This window comes from Mesorhizobium sp. M5C.F.Ca.IN.020.32.2.1 (genome assembly GCF_004023105.1).
Classification (GTDB): Bacteria; Pseudomonadota; Alphaproteobacteria; order Rhizobiales; family Rhizobiaceae; genus Mesorhizobium; species Mesorhizobium wenxiniae.
Map to the genome: position 1 here is coordinate 1 of NZ_RZSX01000307.1, position 6,637 is coordinate 6,637.

Sequence of the window (6,637 nt, forward strand, 5' to 3'; positions counted from 1 at the left end):
GCCCAACTGCTGGCTACACAGCCAAACAATATCGCGAAAGGCTGGATTTCGAGCTCGGGGTCATCGAGAGGATGAAATATCCCGGCTACTTTCTGATCGTCGCCGACTTCATCAAATGGGCGAAGGCGCAAGGCATTCCGGTCGGGCCGGGCCGCGGATCGGGCGCCGGCTCGCTGGTTGCATATTCGACGACCATCACCGACATCGATCCGCTGCGCTTCTCGCTGCTGTTCGAGCGCTTTCTCAATCCAGACCGCGTGTCGATGCCCGACTTCGACATCGATTTCTGCCAGGATCGGCGCGAAGAGGTCATCCGCTACGTCCAGCAGAAATACGGCCGCGACCAGGTCGGCCAGATCATCACCTTCGGTACGCTGCAGGCCCGCGCAGTGCTTCGCGATGTCGGCCGGGTGCTGCAGATGCCCTATGGCCAGGTCGACAAGCTCTCTAAGATGGTGCCGTCGAACCCGGCCAATCCGGTCAAGCTCGCCGACGCCATCGCCAACGAGCCGCGCTTTGCCGAAGAGGCCGAGCGGGAGCCGATCGTGCAGACACTGCTCGACATGGCGCAGAAGCTGGAAGGGCTCTACCGCCACGCCTCGACGCATGCCGCCGGGATCGTCATCGGCGACCGGCCACTGTGGGAGCTGGTGCCAATGTACCGCGACCCGCGCTCCGACATGCCGGTCACCCAGTTCAACATGAAGTATGTCGAGCAGGCCGGGCTGGTGAAGTTCGACTTTCTCGGCCTGAAGACGCTGACGGTGCTGGAGACCGCGGTCAAGCTGATCCGCCGCCGCGGCATCGAGATCGATCTCGCCCACATTCCGCTCGATGACCCCGATACCTATGCCATGCTGTCGCGCGGCGAAGTGGTCGGCGTGTTCCAGGTGGAAAGTGCAGGCATGCGCAAGGCGCTGATCGGCATGCGCCCCGACTGCATCGAGGACATTATCGCGCTGGTCGCGCTTTACCGGCCGGGGCCGATGGAGAACATCCCGACCTACAACGCCAGAAAGCATGGCGAGGAGGAGATGGCGTCGATCCATCCAAAGATCGACCATCTGGTGAAGGAGACGCAAGGCGTAATCGTCTACCAGGAACAGGTGATGCAGATCGCGCAGGAGCTTGCCGGCTATTCGCTGGGCGAAGCCGATTTGCTGCGCCGCGCCATGGGCAAGAAGATCCGCGCCGAGATGGACAAGCAGCGCGAGCGCTTTGTTTCGGGCGCGGTCGAGCGCGGCGTCGGCAAGCCGCAAGCCGACTTCATTTTCGACCTGCTGGCAAAGTTCGCCGACTACGGTTTCAACAAGTCGCATGCGGCCGCCTATGCCGTCGTCTCCTACCAGACGGCCTATCTGAGGGCGCACTACCCGGTCGAGTTCCTGGCCGCGTCGATGACGCTCGACATGGGTAACACCGACAAGCTCGCCGATTTCCGCCAGGATGCGCTGCGCCTCGGCATCGACGTCGTGGCGCCGTCGGTGATATCAAGCTTCCGGGCCTTCGAAGTCGGCGAGAACCGGATCTTCTATTCGCTGGCCGCGCTCAAGGGCGTCGGCGACGCGGCGGTCGAGCATATCGTCGCCATGCGCGGCGGGAAACCGTTCAAGAACCTCGCCGATTTCTGCGAAAGGGTCGATCCGAAGATCGTCGGCAAGCGGGTCTTCGAAAGCCTGATCATGGCCGGCGCGCTCGACTGCTTCGGCCACGACCGCGCCGCGATGATGGCGGGCGTCGAGCGGATGATGGGGCTGGCGTCGCTGGCGCAGCAGAATGCAATGTCGGGCCAGCACGACATTTTCGGTGCTTCGCTCGGCGCACAGTCGCAGGCGCTCAACCTGCCGGCGACCGACCCGTGGCTTGCCGCCGACCGCCTGCACCGTGAATTCCAGGTGGTCGGCTTCTATCTCTCCGCGCATCCGCTGGACGAATACAAGGCGGCGCTGCAGAAGATGCGGGTGCAGAACTGGGCCGAGTTCTCGGCCGCGGTCAAACGCGGTGCTGCCGCCGGGCGGCTTGCCGGCACCGTCACCACCAAGCAGGAGCGCAAGACGCGCACCGGCAACAAAATGGGCGTCGTGCAGTTCTCCGACACGTCGGGCCAGTATGAAGCGGTGCTTTTTTCCGAAGGTCTGGCGCAGTATCGCGACCTGCTCGAGCCCGGCCGATCGGTGGTGATCACCGTTTCGGCCGAGGACAGGCCCGAAGGCGTCAATCTGCGCATCCAGACGGTGCAGTCGCTGGAGGACGAGGCAAGCCGCATCCAGAAGGCCTTGCGCATCTTTGTCAGGGATGACCGACCGGCGTCGGCGATTCAATCGCAGCTTACCCAGCGCGGCGATAGCCAGGTGAGCATTATCGTCATCAAGGATGAGGCGCAGGGCGAGGTCGAGATCGAACTGCCCAACCGTTACCGCGTCTCGCCGCAGATCGCGTCGGCCATGCGCGCGGTGCCGGGCGTGGTGGAAGTAGAGCTGGTGTGAGCTAACGCGGATTGGCACAGCCTCGGGTGTTTGGACCGTGTTCCGCCAAGCCAGCGCCAGCATGCCCAGCGCCGGATTGGCTGGTGACATTGCCACTGGTATCGTGAGGTCGGCCCGCCATGCCATCAACTCGTCTTTTCGGTTGCTGGCCTGGCTCTTTCGGCGGCCGGGGGAGAGCCTCATGGACGAGCGGACAGCTGCTGCCGAACTCCAGAAAATGGTCAATGGGTTCCAGGTATCTCAGGCGGTATGCGTCGCCGCCACACTGGGCATCGCAGACCATCTCAAGGACGGAAAACGCACCAGCGGCGAACTTGCTGCGTTGACCAATACTCATCCGCAAGCGCTCTACCGGCTGCTGCGCGCCCTGGCATCGGTCGGCGTGTTCCATGAAGCGGAAGACCGGTTTTTCTCGCTGACCCCGGTTGGCGTCGCGTTGCGATCCGATGTTCAGCATTCGGTCGCACCGTGGGCGATTCTGGCCGGACGGCCGTATTTCCGTCAGGCATGGAGCGATCTGCTGCACAGTGTCAGCACCGGCGAAAATGCCTTTCGCCACGCTCATGGCAAGGGCGTTTGGGAATACCGGGCGGAGCATCCGGAAGAGTCCGTCATCTTCGACCGCGCGATGACGGCCATGTCGCGTGGCGTCGCCGCCGCGGTGATCGCGGCCTATGACTTCCGGCCGTTCTCTGTTGTCATGGATGTCGCGGGCGGGCAGGGCGCGCTGCTTGCCGAAATTCTCTGCCGCAATCCCGGCCAGCGCGGCATTCTTTTCGATCAGCCGCAGGTCGTGGCGAAGGCCGGCCCGATCTTTGACGCCGCGGGCGTGGCCGATCGATGCGACATCGTCGCCGGCGATTTCTTCGTCTCGGTGCCCGAGGGCGCCGATGCGGTTGTGCTTAAATGGATCCTGCATGACTGGGACGACGACACAAACATCCGGATCCTGAAAACCTGCCGCCGTGCGATGCGCCCAGACGGCAAACTGCTGGTGCTTGAGAGCATTCTGGCGCCGCCCAACGAAGGCGCCGGCGCAAAATTCGGCGATCTGAACATGCTGGTCATGCCGGGCGGGCAGGAGCGCACGGGAGAAGAATTCGAGTTGCTGCTTGCGGCGTCGGATTTCCAGGTCGCCAATATCGTTGAAGCTGGACCTCGCATCAGCATCATCGAGGCGGAACCGGTCTGATCGCTTTCCGGGTCTGAAACGCTCCGGATGTTCTCAAGCCACAACGGCTTCACCCTGCTCTGCCCCACTGGACGGCTGTCGCAGCGAGCGTTATCGCAGTTGTCATGAAGGCGCCAGACAGGGACGGAGCTCGGGATTCAGCCTTGACGCGGCTGCGCGGCACGCTGCGCAAGCTCTATCACGGGCGCACGCCCGCGGCTTTCCGGTTTCAACTGGTCGCGATCATCATCGACCTTGCCATCATCGCCTTCTTCATCGCCACACCGGTAATCCAGGAGTCGCCTTCGTTCCTCTGGCTCGATTATTCCGTGGCAGCGCTTGTCGCCGCCGACATGATTGCGCGGCTGCTTGCCTCCAACGACATGCTGCGCCTGATGAAACAGCCGGCGTCGTGGGTCGATGCATTTATCCTGCTGACGCTGCTGATGCCTTCAGCGCTAGCCAATCTGGGCTTCCTGCGCATATTGCGGCTGTGGTCGCTGTCGCGCAGCGGCGCGCTGTGGCGGTATCTCGAGATGCGCGGCCTCAAAAAATGGCGCGAGGCGAGCCACGCAGTCATCAATCTCCTGACATTCCTCCTTGTCATCACCGGTTTTGTCTACACCTTCTTCTTCCGCACTGGGGCCGGTCTCGAAGGCTATGTCGACGCGCTTTATTTCACCGTCGCCACGGTGACCACGACCGGCTTCGGTGACATCGTCCTGCCGGGTATCGCCGGCAAGCTCACCGCCATCGTCACCATGATCATCGGCATATCGCTGTTCGTCAGGCTGGCGCAGGCGCTCTTCCGTCCCAACAAGGTGTTTTTTCCTTGCCCGCAATGCGGCCTTCAGCGGCATGAAGCCGACGCCGTCCACTGCAAGGCCTGCGGGCATATCCTCAACATCCCCGACGAAGGCGACTAAGATGCGAGGTTGGAGCGCGGTTTTGGTGGAACTAAAACCGCGCTGTAATTCTTTGCTTTCACGCATTTTGTCGGACGCCAAACGAAGATCCTTGGCTGCAAAATGCTAAGACGCTGCCACTTCCGCTGGTTTGCTCGCTTTTTTCTGCAGATTGAGCAGATTGCCCAACAGGATCAGCAAGGCGCCGCCGGCGGTGAAAGCATCGATCTGCTCGTGGTAGAGCAGCCAGCCGATCAGCGCTGACAGCGGCACGCGTAAAAAGTCCATCGGCGAGATGACGGTCGCGTCGGCATAGGCGAGCGCGCGGGCCATGCAGAAATGCGACGACATGCCGGTGAAGGCGATCAGCAGGATCCACGGCCAAAGTTCGAGCGGCGGGTTGCGCCATTCGTAGAGCGCCGGGATAAGGCCGAGCACCGACTGTATGACCAGCATCCAGAAGATGATGGACACGACGCTGTCCGTCCGCGTCAGCGATTTGACCAGGACCACAGATATGCCGAAGCAGACCGCGGCACCCAGCACGACGATATGTCCCGGATCGACGGAGCCGACGCCCGGACGGACGATGATCACCACACCGATCAGTCCGAGCACGATGGCCGCAAGTCTTGGCCGGCTTAGTCTTTCACCAAGAAAGCCGACCGCCAGAATGGCCGTCCAGATCGGCGTCGTGAATTCGATGGAGATCAGCACGGCCAGCGGGATCAGCGTCAAGGCGTATAGCCATGCCGCCTGGCCGACAAAATGGACGACATTGCGGGCGATATGAGCCAAGGGGCGTTTGGTGCGCATTGCCGCAAAACCGCCTGATATCATCACCAGCGGCAGGAGGATGAAAAGGCCGATCACCGAGCGCAGCTCCAGCACCTGGAATACGTTGAGCTCGGCCGTCGTGGCGCGGCCGGCGACCGACATCGTCAGAAACGATGCGATCGACAGCGCCATCCAGAACGCGGCCCGGGGGATCGAGGGTGAGGGTGCCATGCGCGCTATGTCGCAAGCCGGGACTTTCACCGCAACCGCTAGTCGACGCATTCGGCTGGGCCAGAAGCGACGTGTTGCAAAACGGTCATGTTGAAGGCGGAACCTGCCTTCACGGCGGGCGTTGGTCCAACAGACAGTTCATTGGAAATATCGTCGTTCCGATATCAACGAGGAGAGATCCCATGAAATCATTTGTACGATTTGTACTTGCCGGCTGCCTGACGGCTGCGGCTGGCGCGGCTCATGCCGACGAGGCCGATTTTCTCCGCTCGTTCGAGGGAAACTTCGCCGGCAAGGGGACCGTCAAGGTAACCACCGAGGCGCCGACGGTGAGCGTCTCCTGCCGCTTCAATTCCGACGCGACATCGAGCTCATTGTCGCTGGACGGCACCTGCCGCGGTCTCGTCGTGGTGACGCGCGCCATCAGTGCCGATCTGAAGTCCCGCGGTACGAAGTACACCGGGACCTATGTCGGGTCCCGCACCGGGCCGGCGCAGCTCAGCGGCAGGCGCTCAGGCAATGCGATCAATCTCGGCATCCGTTGGGCGAAGGAGGTCAACGGCGATCGCACGGCGCAAATGACGGTCGAGAAGAATGGCGAGGACGGGATGCGGCTGACCGTTATCGACGTCGATCCGAAAACCGGCGAGCGCGTTTTGACCAGCCGGATCGACTTGAGGCGCATCTGACAGCCGCTCTATCTTTTTGTGGCATGATCTTTTCCGAACCGGATTCCGCTTTTCGCTTAAGCGGACCTCTCGGTTCAGAATCGTACTCAGTCATCGATCGGCTCGGGCGGGTGGGCGTTGCGGCCCTTGCCGAAGGTGTAGCCGGTCTCCACCGCCCTGCGGCCGAATTTATCGCGTAGCGTGTCGATGGCGCCTTCGGCCATGGCGCGCTTGCGCGACTGAATATCGACGAGGTCGGGCGGATCGGCCTTGTCGTCATTCGAGAGGTCGCTCACACCGATGCCGAGCAGCCGGTATCTCGTGCCATCCGCCTCCTTGCGCAGCAGTTCGAGCCCGGTCGAAAAAATGCGGTCGGCCAGCCGTGTCGGATCGCCGAGT

At 62.3% G+C, this 6,637-nt stretch carries 5 protein-coding genes and 1 pseudogene; 4 read left to right on the top strand and 2 right to left on the bottom strand.

What is annotated here, in order from left to right:
* The 3 genes from dnaE to EOA86_RS16825 all read left to right on the top strand — a co-directional run.
* On the top strand, window positions 1-2,486 hold a 2,486-nt coding region (dnaE, locus tag EOA86_RS16815), incomplete at its 5' end, for a DNA polymerase III subunit alpha (RefSeq protein ID WP_128342676.1).
* 181 nt (window positions 2,487-2,667) lie between these two features.
* Window positions 2,668-3,678: a methyltransferase gene (locus EOA86_RS16820; RefSeq protein WP_127210356.1), complete on the top strand. Its 1,011-nt coding sequence runs from the start codon at window positions 2,668-2,670 to the stop codon at window positions 3,676-3,678.
* A 104-nt stretch (window positions 3,679-3,782) separates the two neighbouring features.
* Window positions 3,783-4,583: a potassium channel family protein gene (locus EOA86_RS16825; protein ID WP_127210358.1), complete on the top strand. Its 801-nt coding sequence runs from the start codon at window positions 3,783-3,785 to the stop codon at window positions 4,581-4,583.
* A gap of 105 nt (window positions 4,584-4,688) precedes the next feature.
* Here the strand turns inward: EOA86_RS16825 and EOA86_RS16830 are convergent, their stop codons facing one another.
* The gene (locus EOA86_RS16830) at window positions 4,689-5,570 is read right to left on the bottom strand and encodes a DMT family transporter (RefSeq protein ID WP_127210360.1); all 882 of its coding nucleotides are present in this window, start codon (window positions 5,568-5,570) and stop codon (window positions 4,689-4,691) included.
* A gap of 182 nt (window positions 5,571-5,752) precedes the next feature.
* On the opposite strand from EOA86_RS16830, the gene EOA86_RS16835 reads away from it, so the two are divergent.
* Window positions 5,753-6,259: a hypothetical protein gene (locus EOA86_RS16835; protein ID WP_127210362.1), complete on the top strand. Its 507-nt coding sequence runs from the start codon at window positions 5,753-5,755 to the stop codon at window positions 6,257-6,259.
* Window positions 6,260-6,345: 86 nt separating this feature from the next.
* On the opposite strand, the pseudogene EOA86_RS16840 reads toward EOA86_RS16835, so the two are convergent.
* A pseudogene (locus EOA86_RS16840) lies at window positions 6,346-6,637 on the bottom strand (DNA polymerase IV); the annotation flags it as partial.